Source organism: Pseudomonas sp. BTN1 (assembly GCF_001907715.1).
In the GTDB taxonomy this organism is placed as follows: domain Bacteria; phylum Pseudomonadota; class Gammaproteobacteria; order Pseudomonadales; family Pseudomonadaceae; genus Aquipseudomonas; species Aquipseudomonas paracarnis.
Genome location: NZ_MPBM01000008.1, coordinates 36,456 through 60,361 on the forward strand (window position 1 = coordinate 36,456; position 23,906 = coordinate 60,361).

At 60.8% G+C, this 23,906-nt stretch carries 19 protein-coding genes; 7 read left to right on the forward strand and 12 right to left on the reverse strand.

Features of this window, described 5'->3' with window-relative positions:
* Positions 1-36: 36 nt before the first annotated feature.
* A complete protein-coding gene (locus BMH52_RS03565) occupies positions 37-900 on the reverse strand; it encodes an MBL fold metallo-hydrolase (RefSeq protein ID WP_073842924.1) in 864 nt (287 codons plus the stop codon).
* A 94-nt stretch (positions 901-994) separates the two neighbouring features.
* Here BMH52_RS03565 and BMH52_RS03570 point away from each other — a divergent pair, with 94 nt between their 5' ends.
* From BMH52_RS03570 to BMH52_RS03595, 6 genes are all read left to right on the forward strand, one after another.
* Complete coding sequence (locus tag BMH52_RS03570) at positions 995-1,330, forward strand: helix-turn-helix transcriptional regulator (RefSeq protein WP_003174875.1); 336 nt, start codon at positions 995-997, stop codon at positions 1,328-1,330.
* Between the two features lie 51 nt (positions 1,331-1,381).
* Positions 1,382-2,626, forward strand: coding sequence for an FAD/NAD(P)-binding oxidoreductase (locus BMH52_RS03575; RefSeq protein WP_072433860.1), 1,245 nt, complete (start codon positions 1,382-1,384; stop codon positions 2,624-2,626).
* Complete coding sequence (locus BMH52_RS03580) at positions 2,627-3,433, forward strand: sulfite exporter TauE/SafE family protein (protein ID WP_073842926.1); 807 nt, start codon at positions 2,627-2,629, stop codon at positions 3,431-3,433.
* A 137-nt stretch (positions 3,434-3,570) separates the two neighbouring features.
* Positions 3,571-8,844: an SET domain-containing protein-lysine N-methyltransferase gene (locus BMH52_RS03585; protein WP_073842928.1), complete on the forward strand. Its 5,274-nt coding sequence runs from the start codon at positions 3,571-3,573 to the stop codon at positions 8,842-8,844.
* Between the two features lie 190 nt (positions 8,845-9,034).
* A complete protein-coding gene (locus tag BMH52_RS03590; protein WP_073842930.1) occupies positions 9,035-10,678 on the forward strand; it encodes an MFS transporter in 1,644 nt (547 codons plus the stop codon).
* Positions 10,675-11,820 carry an HlyD family secretion protein gene (locus tag BMH52_RS03595; RefSeq protein WP_003192298.1) on the forward strand — a complete coding sequence of 382 codons (1,146 nt, stop codon included), beginning with the start codon at positions 10,675-10,677 and terminating at the stop codon, positions 11,818-11,820. Before BMH52_RS03590 ends, BMH52_RS03595 begins: the two co-directional genes overlap by 4 nt.
* Here the strand turns inward: BMH52_RS03595 and BMH52_RS03600 are convergent.
* From BMH52_RS03600 to copC, 9 genes are all read right to left on the reverse strand, one after another.
* Entirely contained in the window at positions 11,809-12,684 is an 876-nt protein-coding gene (locus BMH52_RS03600; RefSeq protein WP_073842932.1) for an aldose 1-epimerase, read from the reverse strand. The two genes, BMH52_RS03595 and BMH52_RS03600, sit on opposite strands and share 12 nt — an antisense overlap.
* Before the next feature lie 163 nt (positions 12,685-12,847).
* Positions 12,848-14,128, reverse strand: coding sequence for a TRAP transporter large permease (locus tag BMH52_RS03605; RefSeq protein WP_014719008.1), 1,281 nt, complete (start codon positions 14,126-14,128; stop codon positions 12,848-12,850).
* 1 nt (position 14,129) lies between these two features.
* Complete coding sequence (locus BMH52_RS03610) at positions 14,130-14,657, reverse strand: TRAP transporter small permease (protein ID WP_073842934.1); 528 nt, start codon at positions 14,655-14,657, stop codon at positions 14,130-14,132.
* A 65-nt stretch (positions 14,658-14,722) separates the two neighbouring features.
* Positions 14,723-15,685, reverse strand: a complete 963-nt coding sequence (locus BMH52_RS03615) for a TRAP transporter substrate-binding protein (RefSeq protein WP_014719006.1) — start codon at positions 15,683-15,685, stop codon at positions 14,723-14,725.
* A 45-nt stretch (positions 15,686-15,730) separates the two neighbouring features.
* The gene (locus tag BMH52_RS03620; protein ID WP_073842936.1) at positions 15,731-16,606 is read right to left on the reverse strand and encodes an SMP-30/gluconolactonase/LRE family protein; all 876 of its coding nucleotides are present in this window, start codon (positions 16,604-16,606) and stop codon (positions 15,731-15,733) included.
* A 26-nt stretch (positions 16,607-16,632) separates the two neighbouring features.
* Positions 16,633-17,451, reverse strand: a complete 819-nt coding sequence (locus BMH52_RS03625) for an NAD(P)-dependent oxidoreductase (RefSeq protein WP_032903439.1) — start codon at positions 17,449-17,451, stop codon at positions 16,633-16,635.
* A gap of 230 nt (positions 17,452-17,681) precedes the next feature.
* The gene (locus tag BMH52_RS03630; RefSeq protein WP_073842938.1) at positions 17,682-18,944 is read right to left on the reverse strand and encodes an OprD family porin; all 1,263 of its coding nucleotides are present in this window, start codon (positions 18,942-18,944) and stop codon (positions 17,682-17,684) included.
* A gap of 262 nt (positions 18,945-19,206) precedes the next feature.
* Complete coding sequence (copD, locus tag BMH52_RS03635) at positions 19,207-20,067, reverse strand: copper homeostasis membrane protein CopD (protein WP_073842940.1); 861 nt, start codon at positions 20,065-20,067, stop codon at positions 19,207-19,209.
* Positions 20,068-20,070: 3 nt separating this feature from the next.
* Positions 20,071-20,436, reverse strand: a complete 366-nt coding sequence (gene copC / locus BMH52_RS03640) for a copper homeostasis periplasmic binding protein CopC (RefSeq protein ID WP_014719001.1) — start codon at positions 20,434-20,436, stop codon at positions 20,071-20,073.
* Between the two features lie 116 nt (positions 20,437-20,552).
* On the opposite strand from copC, the gene BMH52_RS03645 reads away from it, so the two are divergent.
* Entirely contained in the window at positions 20,553-21,173 is a 621-nt protein-coding gene (locus tag BMH52_RS03645) for a TetR/AcrR family transcriptional regulator (RefSeq protein ID WP_073842942.1), read from the forward strand.
* Positions 21,174-21,297: 124 nt separating this feature from the next.
* Here the strand turns inward: BMH52_RS03645 and preA are convergent, their stop codons facing one another.
* Together preA and BMH52_RS03655 are read right to left on the reverse strand one after the other, a co-directional pair.
* On the reverse strand, positions 21,298-22,572 hold the full coding sequence (gene preA / locus BMH52_RS03650) for an NAD-dependent dihydropyrimidine dehydrogenase subunit PreA (RefSeq protein ID WP_014718999.1): 1,275 nt from the start codon (positions 22,570-22,572) through the stop codon (positions 21,298-21,300).
* Positions 22,572-23,906, reverse strand: a 1,335-nt coding sequence (locus BMH52_RS03655; protein ID WP_073842944.1) for an NAD(P)-dependent oxidoreductase, incomplete at its 5' end; no start/stop codon positions are given. The genes preA and BMH52_RS03655, both read right to left, overlap by 1 nt.

Genomic DNA, 23,906 nt, shown 5'->3' on the forward strand with positions numbered 1-23,906 from the left:
CGCAGGCAAGCCAGCTCCCACAGGGGGCCGGTGCTTCTAGAGTTGGTTGAGGGGGATCTTCAGGTAGGTCACGCCGTTTTCTTCCGCCGGCGGCATATTCCCCGCTCGCACATTCACCTGGATTGCCGGCAGCAACAACGTCGGCATGCCCAATCCAGCATCGCGTTGGGTGCGCATCTCTACAAACGCCGCTTCATCCACGCCGTCATGCACATGGATATTGCCCGCCCGCTGTTCCGCCACGGTGGTCTGGCATTTGGCTTCTCGACCCTCGGGCGGGTAGTCATGACACACGTACAGCTTGGTGTCTGAAGGGAACGCCAACAGCTTGCGCATCGACGCGTACAACTGCCGCGCATCGCCGCCGGGGAAGTCGCAACGGGCGGTGCCGACGTCGGGCATGAACAGGGTGTCGCCCACCAGGATCAAGCGGCCATCGATCAAATAGGCCATGTCGGCGGGGGTGTGTCCGGGCACATGCAACGCCTGGGCCTTCAAGTTGCCGATATGAAAGATTTCATCCGGCGCAAACAGGTGATCGAACTGCGAGCCGTCCACGCGAAATTCCGGCTCGAGGTTGAACAGGTTTTTGAACACGCCCTGCACCTTGCTGATCGACTCGCCTATCGCGATCTTGCCGCCCAAGGTGCGACGCAGGTAGGGCGCGGCGGACAGGTGGTCAGCGTGGGCGTGGGTTTCCAGCAGCCATTGCACGTGCAGGCCATGCTCGCGCACAAAGGCGATCACCTTGTCGGCTTGCGTCGTGTCGGTGCGCCCGGACGCCGGGTCGTAATTGAGCACCGAGTCGACGATGGCGCAAGGGCCGCCATCGGCTTCATAGACGATATAGGTGTAGGTCGACGATGCGTCATCCAGAAAGGCTTGAATCAACGCTGGCATGGCGGCTGTCTCTGCTGAAGAAAAAAGTGGTTACAATCAGTTTATGTTTACACATAATGTTTTGAGCTTAAGTGACTTAAAGGACCCGAGGCAAATGGAATCTACGTTGAGTGAGGGCGAGGTCGCCCAGCTGCGTGCATCGGCGTCCAAGGCCTGTGCCTTGCTCAAGGCCCTGGCCAATGAAGACCGCTTGTTGATCCTGTGCCAGTTGACCCAGGGCGAGCGCAACGTCGGCGAGCTGGAAGCCCTGACCGGGGTACGCCAGCCCACCCTGTCACAACAGTTGGGCATCTTGCGCGATGAAGGGTTGGTCGCCACCCGTCGGGAAGGCAAATACATTTTCTACGGGCTGGCCAGCCATGAAGTGATTCAAGTGATGAAGACCCTGTCCGGGCTGTATTGCGGCGCGGTCATAAAAAGCTGGGCGTGACGCCATCCGGCAGCGACCCTTGTGTGCATTGACTCAAAAAGGCAGTAGACAATGACCGAACAACACTGGGGACCCACCATCAGTGGCGATATCGTAGTCATCGGCGGCGGCTCGGCAGGCATCGGCCTGCTGGCCAGCCTGCTCAAGCGCGACCCGCAGCTGAACATCACCCTGATCGAACCCAACGACTACCACTGCTACCAGCCGGCCTGGACCCTGGTCGGCGGCGGCGCCTACGACCTGCAAAAGACCCGCCGGCCCCTGGCCGATGTGCTACCCAATGGCGTCAGCTGGGTGCAGGCCGCCGTCAGCGAAGTGCTGCCCGATGAAAACACCCTGGTGCTCGACAGCGGCCAGCGCGTCACCTGGAAGAACCTCATCGTCTGCCCCGGCCTGCGCCTGGCCTGGGAAAAAATCGAAGGCCTGCAAGACACCCTCGGCCAGCACGGTGTCACCTCCAACTACAGCTACGAGCACGCCGCGTACACCTGGCAGCTGGTGCAGCAACTCAAGGGTGGCAAGGCGTTGTTCACCCAGCCGGCGATGCCAATCAAATGTGCCGGCGCGCCGCAAAAAGCCATGTACCTGTCCTGCGACCACTGGCTCAAGCAGGGTGACCTCAAACACATCGACGTCGAATTCAACCTGGCCGGTGCCGCGTTGTTCGGTGTGCCAACCTTTGTGCCGCCGCTGATGAAGTACGTCGAAAAATACAACGCCCGCCTGGCGTTCAATTCCAACCTGGTAAAAGTCGACGGTCCGGCGCGCAAAGCCTGGTTTGAAGTCAAAGACGCCCAAGGCAACGCGACGGTCGAAGAGAAAACCTTCGATATGCTCCACGTCGTACCGCCGCAGTTGTCCCCGGACTTTATCCGCCAGAGCCCGCTGGCCGATGCCGCCGGCTGGTGCGAAGTGAACCCCCACAGCCTGCAACACCTGCGCTACCCACATATCTTCGGCCTTGGCGATGTGTGCGGCACCACCAACGCCAAGACTGCTGCGGCGGTGCGCAAGCAAATCGTGGTGGTGGCCGAAAACCTGCTGGCCCTGCGCAAACAGGCGCCATTGCCGCTCAAATACGACGGCTACGGTTCCTGCCCACTGACGGTGGAGAAGGGCAAGGTGGTGCTGGCCGAGTTTGGCTACGGCGGCAAGTTGCTGCCGACCTTTCCCCTCGATCCCACGCAGGCACGCCGTTCGATGTGGTTCCTCAAGGCCACGCTGCTGCCGTGGTTCTACTGGAACGGCATGCTCAAGGGCCGCGAGTGGCTGACCCGTCTGAGCAAGGTGGACTGAATGCTGCTGGCCAGTGTGTTGGGTGTATTGATGGGCCTGGTCATGGGGCTGACCGGCGCGGGCGGCGGCATCCTCGGGGTGCCGGCGCTGGTGCTGGGACTGGGCTTGACCATGACCCAGGCCGCGCCCGTGTCATTGCTCGCGGTGGGCGCGGCGGCAGCGGTGGGGGCCATTGATGGCTTGCGCCATGGCCTGGTGCGGTATCGCGCGGCGTTGCTGATCGCCTTGCTTGGCGCGCTGTTTTCGCCGTTGGGCGTGTTCGTCGCCCACCAACTCTCGGAACCGGTGCTGATGGGCCTGTTCAGCGCGCTGATGGTGCTGGTGGCCTGGCGCATGCTGCAACGGGAAAAGCGCGAGGCCGGGCCGAGTGACCATGGCGCGGCGTCGTGGGGCCAGAAAAACTGCATGCTCAACCAGCAGACCGGGCGCCTGGCCTGGACCGCTAAGTGCAGCGCCACCCTGGCCGCATTGGGTGCGGTGACCGGTGCTGTATCGGGCTTGCTGGGCGTGGGCGGCGGCTTCCTGATCGTGCCGGCGTTCAAGCAGCTCACCGATGTGCAGATGCGTGGCATCGTCGCCACGTCGTTGATGGTGGTCAGCCTGCTGTCGCTGATCGGCGTGGCCGGTGCGTTTCATGCGGGCGTGAGTATCGAGCCGGTGGGCTGGGCGTTTATTGGTGCGAGTGTCGTCGGCATGTTGGCGGGAAGGCGGTTGTGTTCGATGATCCCCGCGCGGGTGTTGCAAGTGGGGTTCGCCAGCCTGTGTGGGGTGGTGGCGATTGGCATGCTAACCAGCGCGTTGCTCTGACGCTGTACCCGTGCGCTGTCACGAAATCTTGTACTTGGTCAGGAACCTCCTCATTGAGCGCTGACACTCAGTGAACGGCCGCAAGCGCCGAAACGCGCTTTTGCCTGGATGATTCTTCGACTATGCACAGGCGCTTTATGACAATTACCGCAGCACATACGCATTTTTCGCTTCCCTTGCCAGACGCTGAAAAACGGCCATCGCCCGTGGCCGATGACCTTGAACCCTCGATGACGCCCCAGCGTCCCAGCCAGAATTTGCCATTACCCAACAGTCCTGTGTTCTCACTGGGCCCTTTGGGCGGGGCATTGTCCTGGCCAAATCCCTTGAGTGCAGACGAGCAGCGGCGCTTGCGTCTTGTGACGATGAATTACGCACACCCTCTGGGCGACCAGCCGCTGGTGCTGCAAACCAAGGGTGGCGTACTGGAGTTCCTGCGCTATCGCCAGCCGCTGCCGGCAGAGGCGGGGAACGACCCGGCCAAAATACTCGAAGCGCTGGTCAATTCCCCCCAAGGGCAACGGATGGGCAAAGCGCTGCAGCAAGCGATGCAAGGTATTGACAACGAAAGTAGCGCGAGAGACTACTTGCTGGCCGCCATCCTATTGCAGTTGGACCCTGAGTCGATCACCGCACCCGATCGCAACAAGGTCGCCGGGTTCGATCTGAGCAGTGACACCCATCAAGGGCACACCGCAGCCACGGTAGTGGCCAGCTTGGCCGAGCATTTGAGCAATACTGGCAAAAGCAGTGCTGCACTGGCGAGCGTCGGTGCGTACCTGTTGCTGGCCAAATCGGCGCCGCAGTTTCTGATCAAAGATATTCCTGCGACGGTGAAAGTCGGCAGCCAGGCATGGGCCAGCCTGGCGATTGCTGCGATGACGATTGAGGCGCAGACACCGGGCAAAGTCCCCGGCATGACGTTTGCCCAGGTCATGAGCGAGGCGCAAGAAGCGCAGCGGGTTGACCCGGCAGTCACCCAAGCGGCACAAACGGTGGCGTTACTGGACTGGGCCGTGGCCAGTGGCGTTCTCACAAAAAGACAGAATGGCGACTATCTGCCCGCGCAACTTGAATCGGCAAGAACCGCATTCAACGCGCAGATGGACACCCGGCTTGCTGCCTCCCAGGCACTGGACAATGCATTGCCCACGCGAAAAGAGATCGTAATAGCGACGCTCAAAGAGCGATTTGGCGACCTTGGCGCGTTTTTCGAAGAAAAAGTATTTGCTGTTGATCAACACTATGTGGCGATTGAAGGGGGAGGGCTTTCGCTTGTGGATATCGCCATGATCGACTGGCTGGAACCCCGGCCTTTCAAAGCGCATGAACCCAGCAGTTCACTCAAAGGCAATGACCTGCAAAGGGTCTTGAAGGCTTTGAACGCTAACCGGCAATTTGGCGTGCCGGCAGAATTCGAACGGCAGTTCAGCCGTGCGATCGAGGACAAAAAGGCCGCCGTCAATACAACGGTCCGGCACATGATCGCGCAGCTGCCGCTGGAGGATCGCCAGCGCCTGGAATTTGGAAAAATAAGCTTTTTCCAGGAAGGCTCATACGTCATGGATGGGCATTTCAATAATACGTATGGGCAAAATAAACCGGGACTGCTGGTCAAGACCGAACTGCACGGCACATCCCACGCCTACGTCATCGACTTCAATAAAGGCACGATTGAAAGGGCGAGCCTTCACGATGCGAGGATCAAGGAGTCCAGGGAGGGCAACAAAGTTGCGACGACCAAAGCGTTCACGCCCAGCCATGAAGCCGATGATCTGGGGCGTGAGCGACCGCTGAATAACTCACCATGGGATAGCTTTGCCAGCGCTCGATCCCATGCGATCGGCACGGCTTTCGTGGAACATCTTGAACTCGATGATCCGGCTATCAAGCAGCAAGCTCGCGGGCAGACCGCTCTGGACACGGCGAACGCGCAGTTGAGCGAGTTTTTGTTGAACCTGATCCCGTTCAGGTCCGCCATCGTCAACTTTCAGAATGGCCAGTACGGCACAGGCACATTCGATCTCTTGCTGGATGTTTTCGGCTTTCTTACCACTGGCGCCGCTACCGCCGGAAAACTCCTCAAGGTCGGCCGCTCTGCGCTTTCCACCGGCGCAAAAGCATTGCGGGCGGCCAAGGTCATCGGTGTGGCGGCCATTGATGTGCTCAACCCTGTGGGCGGGGTGGGTGATTTGCCCCGGTTGGTGGCCAGCGGTGGTCTTTATGTGCTGTCCAAAGGCGTCAAGGCCATCAACAAGCTAAGAGGCGCCACGGGCAGTTACGAGGTGTTGAAAACTATCAGCAAACAATATGAAGCCGCCGCAACAGGCACTGTGAAGGTGGCAGGCCAGACGGTGGAGGGAGCCGCGGTGCTCAAAGGCGGCAAGTGGTATGCATTCGATGCCGACGCGATGCGGCCTTATGGCGGCCCGCTCGATGAGTTCAAGGCCGCAACCCAGGCTGTCGACGGTGAGGTGGACACCGCGAGCTTCGATGGGCTAAGTGAGTTGAGCCATGAGCTGTTCGGGCACTTTAAAGTGCCTGAATCCCAGATCGCAGGGCTCACACGCAACAGCCAGGGCGTATATGTGGCAGCCGATGGGCACTCCTCGCACATACGCCATACTGACAGCAACGGTGACACAGCGGTGTATGAGGTGCGCCAGGTGTCTCGCACGGAAGACGGCACCGTGCAGGCCCGGGTTTATCACAACAACCGGCAGACCGAGTTGCTGGTCCAGCATATACAGGGTGACGAATGGCAACGCCTGGGCGCACCCGGTGGTGGGCAGATCACTGCTGAGCACTTGAAGGCCTGGGAGGCCTTGTCGCCGGATGAACAGGCCAGTCTTACCCGCAAGGGCTTTGCCAAAAAGAATCAACTTACCCAGAAAACCTTTGAGTTCTTTGTGAAGCCTGACGGTCAGTTGAGCGATAGCGGCGTGATCGTACGTGACCGCCCCGCCAACGCATTCTCCGATAAGGTGACCGAAACGCATGTGCGTGATTGGAAAAACATGACCCAAGCGCAGCGTGACGAAATGACCCAGGAAGGTTTTGCCGTTCTTCATAATCTTCGGCCGGGCACGTTCAAAACGTATGCGCGCAAGGACGGCACCCTGATGAGCCGCGGGGAAACGCTGATCAACTCCTCCATTCGCACCAAAAACAACCAGATTACCGATGAGCATTTACGTCAGTGGAATGAGCTTTTCGGGCAACCAGACAACACATTGACGTCAGCACAGTTCGTGAGCCAGTACGGGCTAAGCCAACGTAGCTGGGCGCAGTACGTCCACGCGGATGGTTCGTTGAAGGAGGCGGGCGCGCAGCGTCTGGAACGCGCACAGCAAAACGCAGCGCGGGCGTCCACCGTTCAGGCCCCGCCCCCCATGGCTGATCATTTGCGCGCTTGGCAGGCGTTATCATTGGAGCAGCAGCAAAGCCTTACCCCCGCAGGCTTTGCCCGGCAGCAACATATCCACCCAAAAGTGTTCAAGCGCTATGTAAAACCAGATGGCCAGTTGACCGCTACCGGCGTGGCGCTACGCGACCGTGCACCCAATACGCCATTTTATGCCGTGACTGAAACCCATATCCGTGATTGGCAAGACATGCCCCAGACGGCGCGTGACGAAATGACTATCGAGGGGTTTGCCGAGCTTTATCACGTTAATCCAGGCTCATTCAAAACCCATGTGCGGCGAGACGGTACATTGGGGCCGGTCGGTAGAGAACTGATGGACAGGGTGGCCGGTGTGGCCCCTAACAAGATTACCGATGACCACCTTCGCCAGTGGAAAACCTATTTCGAGGACCCGAATAACACGGTCACCCAAGCGCAGTTCACGAGCGAGAACGGGCTCCATCCAGCCACTTGGAGAGACTGGGTCAACGTTGATGGTTCCTTGAAAAAGACCGCCAGCGAACGTCTTGAGCGCGCCGCACTGGGCCCGATCGCCCATGTTCCGAGGGCGCCCATGGAGTTGATCACGGCTGGGCATTTGCGCGAGTGGGAGGCGTTGCCGCCCGCGCAGCGACGAAGCCTTACACGCAGGGGCTTTGCTCGCCAGAAACACATATCTGCGAGAACCTTTGAGTATTACGTGCAGCCTGACGGCAAACTGAGCCCTGCCGGCGTGACGGTGCGCGACCGCTCTGCCAACATGGCGGCGGGTAGGGTGACCGAAACGCATATCGATATGTGGCAAAAGCTGACACAGCAGGAGCGTGACGCCATGACCATGGAGGGGTTCGCCGTTCAGCATAACCTGAATGTGCATTCGTTCAGAGCGCATGTCCGCACTGATGGTGGCCTGTCGGCGGCCGGCGAAGCCCTGATGAAGAATGTAACCGATGGCGCCTATCGCAGGATTACCGCTGACCTTTTACGCCAGTGGCAAGCGCTTGCCGAGAGCCCAGGCAACTCCGTCACGCAGGCGCAGTTTGTGCAACAGCACAGACTCAGTCCAGACCTATGGGGTAAGTACGTTAAAGTGGATGGCTCATTTACAGCGATCGCCTCGCAACGTCTCGGACGGTTACAGCAAGGCACTGGGCCGTTTCCCGTTCCAGAGCAACCGGCTGCAGATACTTCACGAAAACGCCCCGCATCAGAGCCCTTGGACCCGCCGCAATCAAAGGTCGGTGCCGGCACAACGCAAGGCCTGGAGGCCCCAGCCCCCTCTTCGGCAGCCCAGCCCGTGGTGATCAAGGTTGAACCCAGCGACTTCCCGACATTACCTCATCATCAAATCGACAACACGCTGCCGATTCTGCAGGACCCGGTGAACCCCAGAATCAGCTTGACCCAATCACTTGAAGGCCCGATCGATGACATCCGCATCTCCTACTGGAATGGCGTGCTCGACGGCCTTGATAGCCCGACTAAAGCGAGGGTTTCAGCACAGATCAAGGCATCGATCAAAGACTGGCTGCGCACCGAAGGTCAGCATCAGGCCCGATTTGATGATGCCCTGGAAGTGGTCACGCCGTTGGACGATGGTGGGCCGGCTCGCGGCGCTTCGGTATGGGCGCGGCGCGATATCCCCCAATATGAAGTGCTTGGCCCTTATGCAGGCAAATACCATGCAGACGAAGCGTCACTGTTCGAGGAGCAGCGCAAGCAGGGTTCGCGGGCTGTAATGACTTACCTGTTCGGTACGCGCTCGGGTACCCGGACGGTGAGCGGCCTGCACACTGGCAACACCCTGAGCCTGATCAATACCTCGCAACTGGGCGAGGGGCCTGTGTGGATGTCCAACAATGTCGTGTCCATCGCGGTCGGGAAAAACCTGACGTTCTATGTGGCGCTCAAGGACATCAAGAGAGGCGAGGAGCTACTGCTGGACTATGGACCGTTCTATAAGCCGGTGCCTGATATAGCGATCAAGCCGGACCCTGATCGCTGAGTTCAAGCGCTGGGCATGTAGCCCGAACGAAGGGGCAAGACAAATGATCCCAGGCAGTGGACCCCATTTGACTGTGCCCCATTGACGATCAATTGCGTCCTCAAGATGGCAACATGAACGCCTCTCAGGTTACTGTTCCTCTGTATAACGGATTCACCGGCCTTGCACCCCGGCTTACCAAGGTCACCGAATGGATAAATACACACCCCACACCTGGCAACCCCACGAGCGGCCGAGCCTGCCTGGCTCGCCGTCGACGCCGCTGCACCCTACGCATAAGCGCTGGCTCTTCGCGCTGGTCGGCGTGCTGGTGGCAATCACCGGCGGCTTGGGTAACGCCCTGGTCATCGCCAACCTGCAATACCTGCAAGGCGCCCTGGGCGCGACCACCGCGGAAATGGCCTGGCTGCCCGCCGCCTATGTGATGACCAACGTGTGCATGAACCTGCTGCTGGTGAAGTTTCGCCAGCAGTTCGGCCTGCGTGCGTTTACCGAGGTGTTCCTGGTGCTCTACGCGCTGGTGACCTTCGGCCACTTATTCGTCAATGACCTCAGTTCGGCAATTGCGGTACGGGCCGCCCATGGCATGGTGGGTGCGGCGCTCAGTTCGTTGGGCTTGTACTACATGATCCAGGCATTCCCGGCCAAGTGGCGGCTGAAAGCGCTGGTACTGGGGCTGGGCACCGCGCAGTTGGCGTTACCGCTGGCGCGGCTGTTTTCCGAAGACTTGCTGCAGATCGCTGAATGGCGCGGGCTGTATTTGTTCGAACTGGGCCTGGCGCTGATCTGCCTGGGCTGCGTGTTCCTGCTCAAGCTGCCGCCGGGTGATCGCTTCAAGACCTTTGAAAAACTCGATTTTCTAACCTTTGCCATCCTCGCCAGCGGCGTAGCCTTGCTCTGCGCTGTGCTGTCCCTGGGGCGTATTGACTGGTGGCTGGAAGCGCCGTGGATCGGCGTGGCCTCCGCCTGTTCCCTGGTGCTGATCATGGCGGGGCTCGCCATCGAGCATAACCGCAGCAACCCGATGCTGATGACGCGCTGGCTGGGCAGCGGCGTGATGATCCGCCTGGCGTTGGCGGTGGTGCTGATTCGCATGGTGCTGTCCGAGCAATCCACCGGTGCGGTGGGGTTCATGCAGATGTTGAACATGAGCTACCAGCAGATGCACACCCTGTACGTGGTGATGCTGGCCGGGGCGATTGCCGGGCTGGTGGTCAGCGCGTTGACGATCAACCCGGCGCATTTGCTGATGCCGCTGATCATCTCCCTGGCGCTGATGGCGACCGGTTCGGTGATGGACAGTTTTTCCAGCAACCTGACCCGTCCGCAGAACCTCTATATCAGCCAGTTCCTGCTAGGCTTCGGCGGTACATTCTTCCTGGGGCCGACCATGGTGCTGGGCACCAAAAACGTACTGACCAACCCGCGCAACCTGGTGAGCTTCTCGGTGATGTTCGGGATCTGCCAGAACCTTGGCGGCCTGATCGGCGCGGCGTTGCTGGGCACCTTCCAGATCGTGCGCGAGAAGTACCATTCGAGCATGATCGTCGAGCACCTGACCCTGATCGATCCGCTTGTGGCGGCGCGGGTGCAGAGTGGTGGGACGGCCTATGGCAAGATCGTCGCTGACCCGGAACTGCGCAACCTCATGGGCATCCGCAGCCTGGCCACGGCGGCCACCCGTGAGGCGAACGTCATGGCTTACAACGATGTCTTCATGCTGATCGCGATTATCGCGATCCTGACCATGCTGTGGATCTTCACCCGCAGCCTGTGGCTGATGAGCACTACCAAGGCAACTCCTCCTGTTCAACCCAGCGGCGCGACTTCATGACTGAACCTTCAACCACCACCACGACTGCCATTGCCGCCACGCCGGAAGGCAGCACGCCACCGGGCGCGGTGCCCACCCAATTGCGGCCCTTGCGCGTGCGGATCATCTCGTCCCTGGGCTTTGCCGCCATCGCCATCATCGGTGTGCTGATCGTGTTGTACGCCTGGCAACTGCCGCCGTTCAGCAGCGCGGTGGAAACCACCGAAAACGCCCTGGTGCGTGGGCAGGTGACGATTATCGGCCCGCAACTCAGTGGCTATGTGTTCGAAGTGCCGGTGCAGGACTTCCAGTACGTCAAGACCGGCGACCTGCTGGTGCGCCTGGATGACCGTATCTACAAGCAACGCCTCGACCAGGCCCTGGCACAACTGGCGGTGCAGAAGGCCTCGTTGGCCAACGTGGTGCAGCAACGTAACAGCGCCGAAGCGACCATCAAGCTGCGCCAGGCCGCGTTGGTCGACAGTCAGGCTCAGGCACGCAAGAGCACTGCGGATTTGCGCCGCAATGAAGAACTGATCAGCGATGGTTCGGTGTCCAAACGCGAACTGGACGTGACCCGTGCCGCCAATGCGCAGACCATCGCCGCCGTGGCCCAGGCCCAGGCCAGCCTGGAAATTGCGCGCCAGGATTTGCAGACGGTGATCGTCAACCGCGGCTCCCTGGAGGCAGCTGTCGCGAGTGCCGAGGCGGCAGTGGAACTGGCGCGCATCGACCTGTCCAATACCCGCATCACGGCGCCACGGGATGGTCAGCTGGGGCAGATTGGCGTGCGCCTGGGCGCTTATGTCAATTCCGGCGCGCAACTGATGGCCCTGGTGCCCAAGCAGTTGTGGGTGATTGCCAATATGAAAGAAACCCAGATGGACAATGTGCAGGTCGGCCAGCCGGTGACGTTCACCGTGGATGCGCTGAACCACCGCAAATTCCATGGCACGGTGCAGCATATTTCCCCGGCCACCGGTTCCGAGTTCAGCCTGTTGCAGGCGGACAACGCCACCGGCAACTTCGTCAAGATCGCCCAGCGGGTGCCCGTGCGCATCACCGTGGATCCGGATCAAGCCGAGAGTGAGCGCTTGCGGCCGGGGTTGTCGGTGGTGGTGAGTATCGACACGGCAGGGCGTCTCAAAAATTCACCGCCCTGACACTGGCACGCTTGGCGTGTATTTCAGGTTGAAATTGAGGTGGGTTGACTGGCCTTGCTCCAACAGCTTCAGGCCAGGCTTGCCCGCCAGGTGATGGGCATTCACTGGATGGCTCACCGGCTCGATGCAGAAAAACTCCAACCCCGGCGGGCAGTACAACAGGAAATAATCGGCGCCGCTGGCCTGGCATTCGAGACGGTAGCCAAGCTCCGGTTGTTCGATCAGGCAGTGCCCATCCCAGCCGCAAAAGCCGTTGTCCACCAGCCCCTTTGGCAATCCTTTGAGTTGTCGGAAATCCCAGGCTTCGGGAACCGGTGCCAACTCGGTGGGCAGCTTGGCTGTATCACTCATCCACACTTGCCCAGCCTTGGCCAGCAGCCGCGTACCCGGCCAGCGCGGTAAGTACGGATGCAAGCCCAGCCCATGCCACGCGGGTTGCTCGGCCAAGTGAGTCACGCACAAATCGATATTCAACTCACCGTTGTTCAAGCGTACCCGCTGGCGGGCGTGATAGGCGAAGGGTGTGGCGCATTCCAATTCCAGCACCACTTCATGCGTGGTATGGCTCACCACCTGCCATGCCTGCTGCCAGGCCGAGCCGTGAATCGGTAAAGGATCAGTGAGGCTATTAGCTGCCAGTGCCAGCCAACCACCGGGGTTGTCGAACCCGCCTTGGGCGATTCGGTTGGACCAGGGTGCCAAGGGATAGCAACCCAGCTTGCCCGGCAGCCCGGTATTGATCGCCTGTGCATCGCTGTGCCGTAACAGCGGCTGCCCGGTGGCGCGCACCGTCCAATTGACGAGGCTGCCGCCGATGGCGGGGGCGAGCACCAGATGGGTGAATTGATCCGAAAGCTCAATCACGATTGACCTGCTTAGTGAAGTCAAAACAAACACTGAGAATGCAAGTGTGGGAGCTGGCTTGCCTGCGATAGCGACCTGTCAGTCAATGCATCCGTGACTGATACACCGCTATCGCAGGCAAGCCAGCTCCCACAGTTGCTCACTTTTGTTTCTGAAAGAAGGTTTACAGCACCAAATGGGGCAACCACAGCGACAACGCCGGGATGTAGGTCACCGCAATCAGCACCAAGAACAACACCGCATAAAACGGCAGCAGTGCCTTCACGGTTTTCTCGATACTGGTCTTGCCCACCGCCGCACCAACGAACAGCACCGCGCCCACCGGCGGGGTAATCAGGCCGATGCCCAGGTTCACCAGCATGATCATGCCAAAGTGCACCGGGTCGACGCCGATGCCCAGGATCACCGGCATCAGGATCGGCGTGAGGATCAGAATCAGCGGCGCCATGTCCATCACCGTGCCCAGCAACAACAGCATGACGTTGATGCACATCAGGATCACGTAGCGGTTGTCCGACAGGGTCAGGAACAGCGTGGTGATCTTCGCCGGGATCTGCATCAGGGTCATGATGTAGCCGAAGCTGGCGGCGAAGGCGATCAGAATCATCACGATGGAAATGGTGCGCACCGTGCGGTGCATCAGCTTGGGCAGCTCGCGCCATTTGTAGTCGCGGTAGATGAACATGGTCACGAAGAATGCCCACAACACCGCAATCGCCGCCGACTCGGTGGCGGTGAAGATGCCCGAGAGGATGCCGCCGAGGATGATCACCATGGCCATCAGGCCCCAGAGCGCATCGGCGGCGATCTTCAGCGCCTGCTTCAAGGGGATGACTTCGCCTTTGGGGTAGTCGCGCTTTTTCGCGAAGATCAGGCAGAGCACCATCAGGCACGCGCTCATCAACAAGCCCGGCACCACACCGGCCATGAACAGCGAGGCGATGGAGACCGTGCCGCCCGCCGCCAGTGAGTACAACACCGAGTTATGGCTGGGCGGCGTCAGCAGCGCCTGCACCGAACCGCTGACGGTCACGGCGGTGGCGAATTCGCGCGGATAACCCCGCCGTTCCATTTCCGGAATCAGCACCGAGCCGACCGACGCGGTATCGGCCACGGATGAGCCGGAAATCGCGCCAAAAAACGTCGAAGCCATGATATTGACCAGGGACAATCCGCCACGCACAAAGCCCACCAGCACCCCGGCAAAGGCCACCAGGCGCCGCGACATGCCGCCCTCGGCCATGATCGCCCCGGCCAGCACGAAGAACGGAATCGCCATCAGCGAAAACTTGTTCACCCCACCGGCAATCTGAATCATCAGGGCCTGGAACGGGATGTCGATCCACCACGCGCCAATCAGCGCCGACAGCCCCAACGCGTAGGCCACCGGCATGCCGATCAGAATCAATACAACAAAGCTGCCCAACAGAATCAATGCGTCCATATCAGGCGGCCCCTTCGTTTTCTTCAACCAGATCGAAACGCACCACCTTGCGGTTGCTCTGATCACCGAGCAGCAGCTTTTCGACCACGAACACCAGGGTCAGCACGCCGCCAATCGGGATCGGCATGTAGGTGATGCCCACGCGCAGGGTAGGGATGGCGCTCATGAATTGGTTCCAGGTGGACAGGCACAGCTTGGTGCCCCAAATCGTCATGAACACGCAGATGGTGCCCATCAGCAGTTGCGAGAGGATGCCGACGAGGCGGCGTTGGACAGGCGGCAAGCGGTCAGTGATCATCGCCACCGACATGTGCGCGCCGGCACGGTAACTGGCAGCGGCGCCGATAAAGGTGAACACCAGCATCAGCAGGATGGCGGTGGGCTCCGGCCAGCTGGAACCGGTGCCGAGGGCGTAGCGGGCGAAGATACCCCAGGGAATGATCAAGGCCACCCCCAGGACCGAAAGGCCGGCGACCCAGATGCAGGTCATGTAGAGGCGGTCGTTGAAGCGCAGCAGTAAAGTCTTCATGGCGTTCACCGTGACCGGGCGCGTCGATGCCGACCGCGCCGGGCCTTATGCAGGGGCAGGGGAGGTTATTGAACCGCGTCGATGCGCTTGATCATGTCCGCATACGGCGCACCGTACTTGGCACGCACCTGGGCGGTGGCCTCATAGAAGGGCTTTTTATCGACGGTGATGAACTCCACGCCGGCCTTCTTGAGTTTCTCTTCACTGCTGGCGGACTTGGCGTCCCAGAGCACGCGCTCATCAGCCTGGGCGGCCTTGGCAGCGGCCTTGACCATGTCCTGCTGGGCGGGGTCGAGCTTGTTCCAGGTGATTTTCGACATCACGATAGGTTCAGGCAGGATCAGGTGTTCGGTGAGGGTGTAGTACTTGGCGTTCTGGAAGTGGTTGTGTTCCAGCAAGGTCGGCGGGTTGTTTTCCGCGCCGTCGATGACCCCGGTCTGCAGGGCGCTGAAGATCTCGCCGGTGTCCATGGCAATGCCGTTTGCGCCCATGGCGTTGAAGGCTTCGATGAAAATCGGGTTGCCTTGCACGCGGATCTTCATGCCCTTGAGGTCTTCGATCTTGCGCACCGGTTTCTTGGTATAGAGGTTGCGCGTGCCGCCATCCATCCAGGCCAGGGCCACCAGGCCGAACTCGGAGTTGGTGATCTTGGCGAGGATCTCGTCGCCGATCTCGCCATCGATGACCTTGCGCATATGGGCCTGGTCGCGGAACACGAACGGCAGGTTGAACACGTTCACGTCCGGCACCACCGGGCCGACGATGCCGAGACTGACGCGGGTCATTTGCACTGCGCCGACCTGGGCCTGTTCGACCACTTCCTTCTCGGAGCCCAGCACACCGCCGGGGAAGTACTTGAAGGTCAGCTCGCCGTTGCTCGCCTTGGTCAGGGCCTTGCCCATGTTCTCTTCGGCGACCACGGTGGGGTAGCCAGCGGGGTGGATGTCGGCGAACTTGATTTCCAGCGCGTGGGCGGCGCTGCTGAGGGTGAAGATTGCAGCGGCGAGCAAGGTGCGTTTGAAGTCCATGGAAGTCACTCCTGTCTTGTTATTGTTGTATTCAAGGCACAGCGATTAAACGATGAAGCGGGGTTCGGGCAGCCCTTGGACGCCGGGGTTGAGGGCGAACACGCCACCAGACAGCGACTGCTCACTCGGGTCGTCACGGATGGAAGTGACGTACAAGGTGTCCAGGCGGCTGCCACCGAAGGCGCACATGGTGGGTTTTTTCACGGGCACGCTCAGGGAGCGGTCCAGGCGACCGTCCGGGGTGAAACGGTGAACCAACCCGGCGTCGTTGGCGCAGATCCAGTAGCCGCCCTCGGCGTCCACGGCTGCACCGTCGGGCCGCCCGGGGAAGTCGTTCATATCAACGAACAGGCGGCGATTGGACGGTGTGCCGGTCTCGATGTCGTAGTCGAACGCCCAGACCTTTTGCACCTTCGGGTGCGAATCGGAAGCGTACATCGTGCGGCCATCGGGGCTGAAGGCCAGGCCGTTGAGGGTGATGAACCCGTCCAGTTGCGCGTGGGGCGCAGCCCCGGACCCATAGCGATAAAGGACGCCTTCGGCGGCGTTCAAGCCCATGTCCAGCACCATGCTGCCGGCCCAGAAACGGCCCTGGCGATCGCAGCGGCCATCGTTCAAACGCATGTCCTTGCGCGAATGCTCGAGGCTGGCCAGCGGCACGGTGTCGAGGCTGCCGTCGTTGTGGGGTGTGAGTTGGAAGAAGCCGGTTTGCATGCCGGCGACCCAATTGCCTGCCTGGGTGCGCGCAATACAGGCGAGCATCTCTGGGGCTTTCCACGCTGCCAGATGGCCGGTGGCGGCGTTCCAGCGTTGCAAGCCACCGTTGGGGATATCCACCCAATACAGCGCGTTTTCTTCAGGCACCCACACCGGGCATTCGCCCACGGCATTGCGGGCATCGACAATCAATTCAGCAGGCATAGTCATTCCCTTGGGTTGCTGGGCACTCAGTCACCGAACGGCCCCGCCGCGCAGAACGCACCGCCCTGGTAGACCTTGGCCGGGTCATCGGCGGCCACGGGCGGTTGGGCTTCGACCTGGGCGCGGAACACTTCGGAGCTGTCCTTGGGGGCAAAGCCCAGGTGCGCGGCGTAGCGGTTGTCCCACCAGGTGTCGAGGTTGGCCGACATGCCGTACACCACGGTATGGCCGACGTTGGGCGTGTACAGCGCCCGTTCGAGCAGTTGGGTCAGGTCGTCGAAGCTGAGCCAGGTGTGCATCATCCTTCGGTTCTGCGGTTGCGGGAACGAGGAGCCGATACGGATGCTCACGGTCTCGATGCCATAACGGTCGAAGTAGAAACTGGCCATGTCTTCGCCGTAGGACTTGGACAGGCCGTAGTAACTGTCCGGGCGGCGCGGGGAATGGGCGTCAAGTTGCTCGCCCTGTTTGTAGAAACCGATCACGTGATTGGAACTGGCGAAGATCACCCGCTTGACCCCGTGGCGGCGGGCGGCTTCGTAGATATGGAACACGCCACTGATATTCGCGCCCAGTACTTCTTCGAACGAGCGCTCCACCGAAACGCCGCCAAAGTGCAGGATGGCGTCGACGCCCTCTACCAACTGATGCACGGCGTGTTTGTCGGCCAGGTCGCAGGTGTGTACCTCTTCGCGAGCATCGGTGGCGGGGGCCATTTCAGCGATATCCGAAAGGCGCAGCACCTGGGCATAAGGACGCATGCGTTCACGCAGGACTTTGCCCAGGCCGCCGGCGGCACCAGTGAGCAACAGACGATTGAAGGGAGCGGGGGTGGTGGTGGTCATGGGCCTTCCAGATTTTTGTTGTAGGTTGTCGTATGACTATGGGGAAATAGTGTTAGGGATTCCTGGTGTTGTCAACGTCCTTCCAGGCACATGAGATCAAAGGTGGGAGCTGGCTTGCCTGCGATAGCGGTGAGTCTGAAAAGGATGTGGTAACTGACCCACCGCTATCGCAGGCAAGCCAGCTCCCACATGGATAGGTGGCACCTTAGAGATCGGATTTGCCTTTGGAGCTACAACAACGAAATCGGATAGCTGATAAAAATCCGGTTCTCATCGAACTCGTTATTGCTGAAATCCCGACGCATGGTCGAGTTGCGCCACTTCACATTGAGGTTCTTCAGCGCACCGCTCTGCACCGTGTAGGCCAACTCCGACTCACGTCCCCACTCCTTGCCGTCGGTGATCGCTCCGGTGTGTACATTGCTGCCGCTGATATAGCGGTTCATCAGGGTCAGCCCCGGAACGCCGAGCACCACAAAGTTGAAGTCGTGGCGCACCTGCCAGGACTTTTCCTTGGCGTTGTCGTAGCTGGCGTTGTAGCTGTCGTTGGCCAGGGTGCCGCCACTGGTGCCGTTGATGCGCATCCAGGCGCTGTCGCCGCTGAGTTTTTGCAGGCCAACGTAGAAGGTGTGGCCGTTGTATTTGGCCGAGAGCAGAGCGAACAGGGTCTTGTTATCGAGGTCGCCGGCCAGGGCGCTGCCGTCTTCCTTGCCGTTGAAGAACCCGAGGTTGGCGCCCAGAGTCCAGTCGCCCAGCGGCTGGCTGTGGGTGAGGTTGAGGTACTGCTGTTGGTAGATATCAGTCAGTTCGGCGTACCACAGGCCGACCTGGGTACGTTTGTCGTTGAAGGTGTATTCGCCGCCGCCGAAGTTGAAACGGTCCGAAGTGAACGCGGCTTTGCCGTTCATGAACATGTCTTCCATGCTCGCGTCGTTGCGTGGGCTGTTGCCGCGGAACTGGCCACCGTAGAGCGTCAGGCCGGCGATTTCATTGGAAGTGATTTGGCCGCCACGAAAGGTCTGGGGCAGGGAGCGGCCATCATCGGAACGCAGGATCGGCAGCACCGGCATCCATTCGCCAACCTTCAACTCGGTCTTCGACAGCCTGGTTTTCAGCGCGACACCCAGACGCCCGAAATTGTCGGCGGGGCGGCCATCGTCATGCACCGGCAACAGTTGGGTGCCGGCGGTGCCTTTGCCGCCATCAAGCTTTTGCGAATACAGGCCCAGCACGTCAATCCCGAAACCGACCGTGCCCTGGGTAAAGCCGGACTTGGCATCAAGGATAAAATTCTGCGTCCACTCTTCGGCCTTGCCCTGGGGGTTGGTCGGGTTGGTGAAGTTGCGATTGAAGTAGGCATTACGCAGGTTGAGCGTGGCCTTGGCGTCGTCGATAAAACCTTCGGCGTTGACGTCCAGCGGCAGGGTGACGGCCAGGCTGCCGAGACCGAGAAGGCCCAGGCGCGTGCAAGAATGACGGGCGGATTGACTCACAGTGAGGCTCCCTTTGTTTTGTTGTTTTTATTATTTGTTATACGTTGTCGTACAACATTGAGCGCGATATTTGCGAGGTTTTGAGGGCGTGTCAAGCAGAAGTTATACGATGACCTGGGTGAAACGATTCAACTGATGGGGGCACGGTCAGTGTGGGAGCTGGCTTGCCTGCGATGGCGGCGAATCAGACAGTATGCAGTCACTGATCCACCGCCATCGCAGGCAAGCCAGCTCCCACATTGATTGCATTGCACAAGACTTTTCAGCCAGCCATGACCATCGGCGGCAGGGTGCCAAGCAGGGAAACCGCCGCCACGGCTGCAAGGCCCAGCAGCCACTCCATCATCACACTGGCTCTCAATCTGCCCAGGCGCTGTTCGCAGCGCTTGATACGCAACCGATTCAACAGCGCCAACCCGAGCATGCCCAGCACCAGCCCCACCTTGATCAGCAAAATCAAGGCAAACCCTTGGAACAGCGGCGTGGGCCACAGTTGCCCAGTGAGCACCCGCACGTTGATCAAGCCAGTCACCAACAGGCCGGCGACCAGGCCATATCCCACACCACTGAAGCGGCGCAAAATCGGCTTTAGGCGATGGTCTTGCGCATGCCTGAGGATCAGCACCAACACCAGCAACCCCCCGAGCCAGGCCCCCACGCACAGCAGGTGCACCACCTGGTTAAGGATCAGCAACCGCCCACTCAGCCCGTCGAGCATGGCGCCGTGGCCTACGGGGGCCAGGGTCGCCAGCAGCAGGGCGAGCAGCGGCAAGCGCAAGGCCGGCCAGGGCTTGATCAGCACGATCACCAGCAGCAGGTTAAGCAGCAGATGCCAGGTCCATACCTGGCCAAAAAAGGTTTTGCCCAGCACCAACTGCACCGTGGCCGGTTGCAGCGCCGAGTCCCAACTGCCAGCCATGCTGGCGGTGATCAACAGCAACCACACAACCCCGGTGAACAGCCCCAAGCCGGCCAGGCCACGGGTGATGCGCAGCAATTGCCGGTCCAGTGTCGGCTGCACGACGTGAGCGCCGAGCAGCCAGGGCCTGAACACCCAGGCCCCGAACATCAGCAACACGACGCAAAAGTGCAGGAAGCGGCACAGCACCAGCAGGGTTGCCATGGGTTATTGGCCGACCTTGAAGCTGTAAGTGCCTTCGCTTTTGTGAGTGTCGACGGACACCGCATGCCATTCGACCTTATACGTGCCGCTTGCCAGCGGAGCGGCAGGCGTGACCACCAGGGTTTTCTTGTCGGCGTCCGGGGTTTCCAGGCCCTTGATGGCAATTTCGGTGCCGTCCTTGCTCAGGGAGACCTTGGTAAAGGTGGCTTCGACGCCTTCGCTGAAGGTCAGGCGCAGGTCTGTGGGGGCGGCGACGCGGCTGTCAGCCGCAGGCTGCGCGCTCTTGAGGTGGGCGTGGGCAAACGCGGCAGAAGCGCCCAGCAGGGCAGTGAACAGGACAGCAGCGGTCAGGGACTTCTTGAGCAACATTGTTCAACACCGATCAGAGGATAGGAGCCGGCAGTGTACGAAGTTTCGGCTTGGCCTGTCGCCCCGATCTAGAGCCGGTGGTAGTCTTTAGGCCGTGTTGTTGTCAGGGAGCCCTTATGGGCAATCACAAGATCGGAATTCGTCGGGTCAACGTCGAGAAAATCCTGCTGGCGGCGGAGAAGGTCTTCGCCAACAAAGGCTATGGCAGCACCGCCATGGCCGACATCGCCGAAGAAGCGCAACTGCCGCGCTCCAACCTGCATTACTACTTCACCACCAAGAGCGAGCTGTACAGCGCGGTGCTGTTCGACCTGCTGGAATTGTGGAAGCAGGACGCCCTGAGCTTTGAAACCTTTGATGACCCCCGTGTGGTGCTCAGCAGCTACATCCGCGCCAAGATGCAGCGCTCGCGCACGCGTCCGTATGGCTCCAAGGTCTGGGCCAATGAAATCATCCACGGCGCGCCCACACTCGGCGAGGCCCTGGATGAAAGCCTGTGCGACTGGGCCAAGATGAAGGAAGCGAAGATTCGCCAATGGGTGCAAGACAAACGCATCCTGCCGGTGGAGCCCTCGAGCCTGCTGTACATGATCTGGGCCTCGACCCAGCACTATGCCGACTTTGACCACCAAGTGAAGATTTTGAATGATCACCAGCCGTTGTCGGACAGGCAGTTCGAGAAGGCCATTCAGACAGTGACCGGTGTGATTTTGCGCGGGATTGGCTTGGAACCCTGAGCTGATCGTTCCCACGCTCCGCGTGGGAATGCCGCCCTGGACGCTCTGCGTCCGCTCTTGCCAGGGTGACGCGGAGCGTCACAGGGTGCGTTCCCACGCGGAGCGTGGGAACGAGGGGCAAGGGTTACACCGCTTCGCGGTAAGGATTGCGCGGGTCCTGCGTCCAATTCAAAAACGGCTTGCCGTTATCGATCGGCACCATCTCGATGCAGCCGGCCACCGGGCAGGTGATCTGGCACAGGTTGCAGCCCACGCACTCATCGTCGATCACCTCATACAGATGCGTGCCATCAGCCTGCTTCAAGCTGGCAATGGCCTGGTGCGAGGTGTCCTCGCAGGCAATATGGCAACGCCCACAGCCAATGCACGCCGCTTGATCAATCTTGGCGATGACCTGGTAGTTGATGTCCAAGTACTTCCAGTCTGTGGTATTGCCCACCGCCCGCCCGGAAAACGCCTGCAGGTTGGCATGGCCCTGGCTGTCCATCCAGCGCGACAAGCCGTCCTTCATCTCTTCAACGATGCGAAACCCATGCAGCATCGCCGCCGTGCACACCTGCACCGCGCCGCAGCCCAGGGCGACGAATTCCGCGGCGTCGCGCCAGGTACCGATGCCGCCGATGCCGCAGATCGGCAGGCCGTTGGTCTGTGGGTCACGGGCGATTTCGGCGACCATGTTCAACGCAATCGGCTTGACCGCCGAGCCGCAGTAACCGCCATGGGTACTCTGGGTGCCGACCACCGGCAGCGCGACCATGCGTTCCAGGTCCACGCTGGTGATGGAGTTGATGGTGTTGATCAGCGACACCGCATCGGCGCCACCGCGATAGGCCGCTCGCGCCGCCACGCGGATGTCGGTGATGTTCGGCGTGAGTTTGACGATCACCGGCAGCGAGCAATAGGTCTTGCACCAGCGCGTCACTTGCTCCACGTACTCCGGCACCTGGCCGACGGCGGCGCCCATGCCCCGTTCGGGCATGCCGTGAGGGCAGCCGAAGTTCAGCTCGATGCCGTCGCAGCCGGTCGCCTCTACCAAGGGCAGGATGTTTTTCCAGGACGCTTCGACACAAGGCACCATCAGCGAGACGATCAGTGCGCGGTCCGGCCAGTCCTTTTTCACCTGGGTGATTTCCCGCAGGTTGATCTCCAGGGAACGGTCGGTGATCAGTTCGATATTGTTGATGCCCAGCACTTCGCGGTTGGCGCCATAGTGCGCGGAGTAACGCGACGACACGTTCACCGCCGCCGGGTCTTCCCCCAGGGTTTTCCACACGACGCCACCCCAGCCGGCCTCGAAGGCGCGCACCACGTTGTAGGCTTTGTCGGTGGGCGGCGCGGAGGCCAGCCAGAACGGATTGGGCGCTTTGATACCGGCGAATACAATCGAGAGATCGGCCATTACGCAGCCTCCACAGTCAGCATGAGTTGGGCATGCATGGCTTCGGCGGCCCGCTTGCCATGTTGTACCGCCTGAACGGTTAGGTCCTGGCCGAGGCTGACGCAATCACCGCCGGCATACACCCCTGGGATGCTGGTGCGCAGTTGCTCATCGACGAAGATGCGCTCGCCGACGCGATGCAGTTGCTGGGCCAGCGGGTCGTGCAGGGCGTCGTTGTCGAAGCCTTGCCCGATCGCCTTGAAGATCGCGTCGGCGGCCAGTTCGAAGGTTTCCCCGGTAGGCAGCAGGCGACCGTTTTCCAGGCGGGTGCGGGCAAAGCGCATGCCGCGTACGCGGCCTTGGTCGTCGAGTAACACCTCGTCGGGTTGGGCCCAGGTCAACAGCCGGACTTGATTGGCCTTGGCGATGTCCTGTTCGTGGTGGGTTGCGCCCATGTCGGCCAGACCACGGCGGTACACCAGGTTGACATCGCGGGCACCGAGGCGGGCCATCTGCACGGCCATGTCGATGGCGGTGTTGCCGGCGCCGAGCACGATGCAGCGGTCGGCCAGGGGCAGTTGGGTGAGGTCGTCGGCCTGGCGCAGTTCGCGGATATAGTCGGTGGCGGCGAGCAGGCCGGGGGCGTCCTCAAAGGGCAGGCCCAGCTGTTTGCTGGCAGCGAGCCCCAGGCCGAGGAACACCGAATCGAACTGATGGTGCAGTTCGCTCAAGGTCAGGTTGTCACCCAGGCGCTGGCCGTGGCGAACCTCGATGCCGCCAATCTGCAGGAGGAAATCCAGTTCCTTCTGGGCGAAGTCGTCCACCAGTTTGTATTTGGCGATTCCGTATTCATTCAGGCCGCCGGCTTTTTCCCGCGCCTCGAATATCACCACGTCATGACCGTGCAAGGCGGCGCGGTGAGCGCAGGCCAAACCGGCAGGCCCGGCGCCGACCACGGCGATACGCTTGCCGGTGGACGCGGCGCGTTGGAACGGGTGTTCGCTGAAGTGCGCGTTGTCGATGGCGTAGCGTTGCAGCAGGCCGATCAGCACGGGGGCGCATTCTTCGGCGTTATTGCGTACGCAGGCTTGCTGGCAAAGGATTTCCGTCGGGCACACCCGTGCGCAACTACCACCGAGGATGTTGGCCGAGAGGATTTTTTGCGCGGCCCCCTGCACGTTTTCGGTGTGGATATTGCGGATGAACGAGGGGATATCGATCTCGCTGGGGCACGCATTCACACAAGGCGCGTCGTAGCAGTACAGGCAGCGCGAGGCTTCCAGTTGGGCCTGGCGTGCGTTGAGGGGCGGTGCCAGGTCGGTGAAGTGGCTGGCGAGGGTGGCCCCGTCTTCGCG

Coding starts and splice junctions, on each gene's coding strand:
- BMH52_RS03610 (WP_073842934.1), bottom strand. CDS start 14,657: ATGAAGACTTTACTGCTGCGCTTCAACGACCGCCTCTACATGACCTGC.
- BMH52_RS03645 (WP_073842942.1), top strand. CDS start 20,553: ATGGGCAATCACAAGATCGGAATTCGTCGGGTCAACGTCGAGAAAATC.
- BMH52_RS03570 (WP_003174875.1), top strand. CDS start 995: ATGGAATCTACGTTGAGTGAGGGCGAGGTCGCCCAGCTGCGTGCATCG.
- copD (WP_073842940.1), bottom strand. CDS start 20,067: ATGGCAACCCTGCTGGTGCTGTGCCGCTTCCTGCACTTTTGCGTCGTG.
- BMH52_RS03580 (WP_073842926.1), top strand. CDS start 2,627: ATGCTGCTGGCCAGTGTGTTGGGTGTATTGATGGGCCTGGTCATGGGG.
- BMH52_RS03605 (WP_014719008.1), bottom strand. CDS start 14,128: ATGGACGCATTGATTCTGTTGGGCAGCTTTGTTGTATTGATTCTGATC.
- copC (WP_014719001.1), bottom strand. CDS start 20,436: ATGTTGCTCAAGAAGTCCCTGACCGCTGCTGTCCTGTTCACTGCCCTG.
- BMH52_RS03620 (WP_073842936.1), bottom strand. CDS start 16,606: ATGCCTGCTGAATTGATTGTCGATGCCCGCAATGCCGTGGGCGAATGC.
- BMH52_RS03590 (WP_073842930.1), top strand. CDS start 9,035: ATGGATAAATACACACCCCACACCTGGCAACCCCACGAGCGGCCGAGC.
- preA (WP_014718999.1), bottom strand. CDS start 22,572: ATGGCCGATCTCTCGATTGTATTCGCCGGTATCAAAGCGCCCAATCCG.
- BMH52_RS03615 (WP_014719006.1), bottom strand. CDS start 15,685: ATGGACTTCAAACGCACCTTGCTCGCCGCTGCAATCTTCACCCTCAGC.
- BMH52_RS03575 (WP_072433860.1), top strand. CDS start 1,382: ATGACCGAACAACACTGGGGACCCACCATCAGTGGCGATATCGTAGTC.
- BMH52_RS03585 (WP_073842928.1), top strand. CDS start 3,571: ATGACAATTACCGCAGCACATACGCATTTTTCGCTTCCCTTGCCAGAC.
- BMH52_RS03595 (WP_003192298.1), top strand. CDS start 10,675: ATGACTGAACCTTCAACCACCACCACGACTGCCATTGCCGCCACGCCG.
- BMH52_RS03625 (WP_032903439.1), bottom strand. CDS start 17,451: ATGACCACCACCACCCCCGCTCCCTTCAATCGTCTGTTGCTCACTGGT.
- BMH52_RS03565 (WP_073842924.1), bottom strand. CDS start 900: ATGCCAGCGTTGATTCAAGCCTTTCTGGATGACGCATCGTCGACCTAC.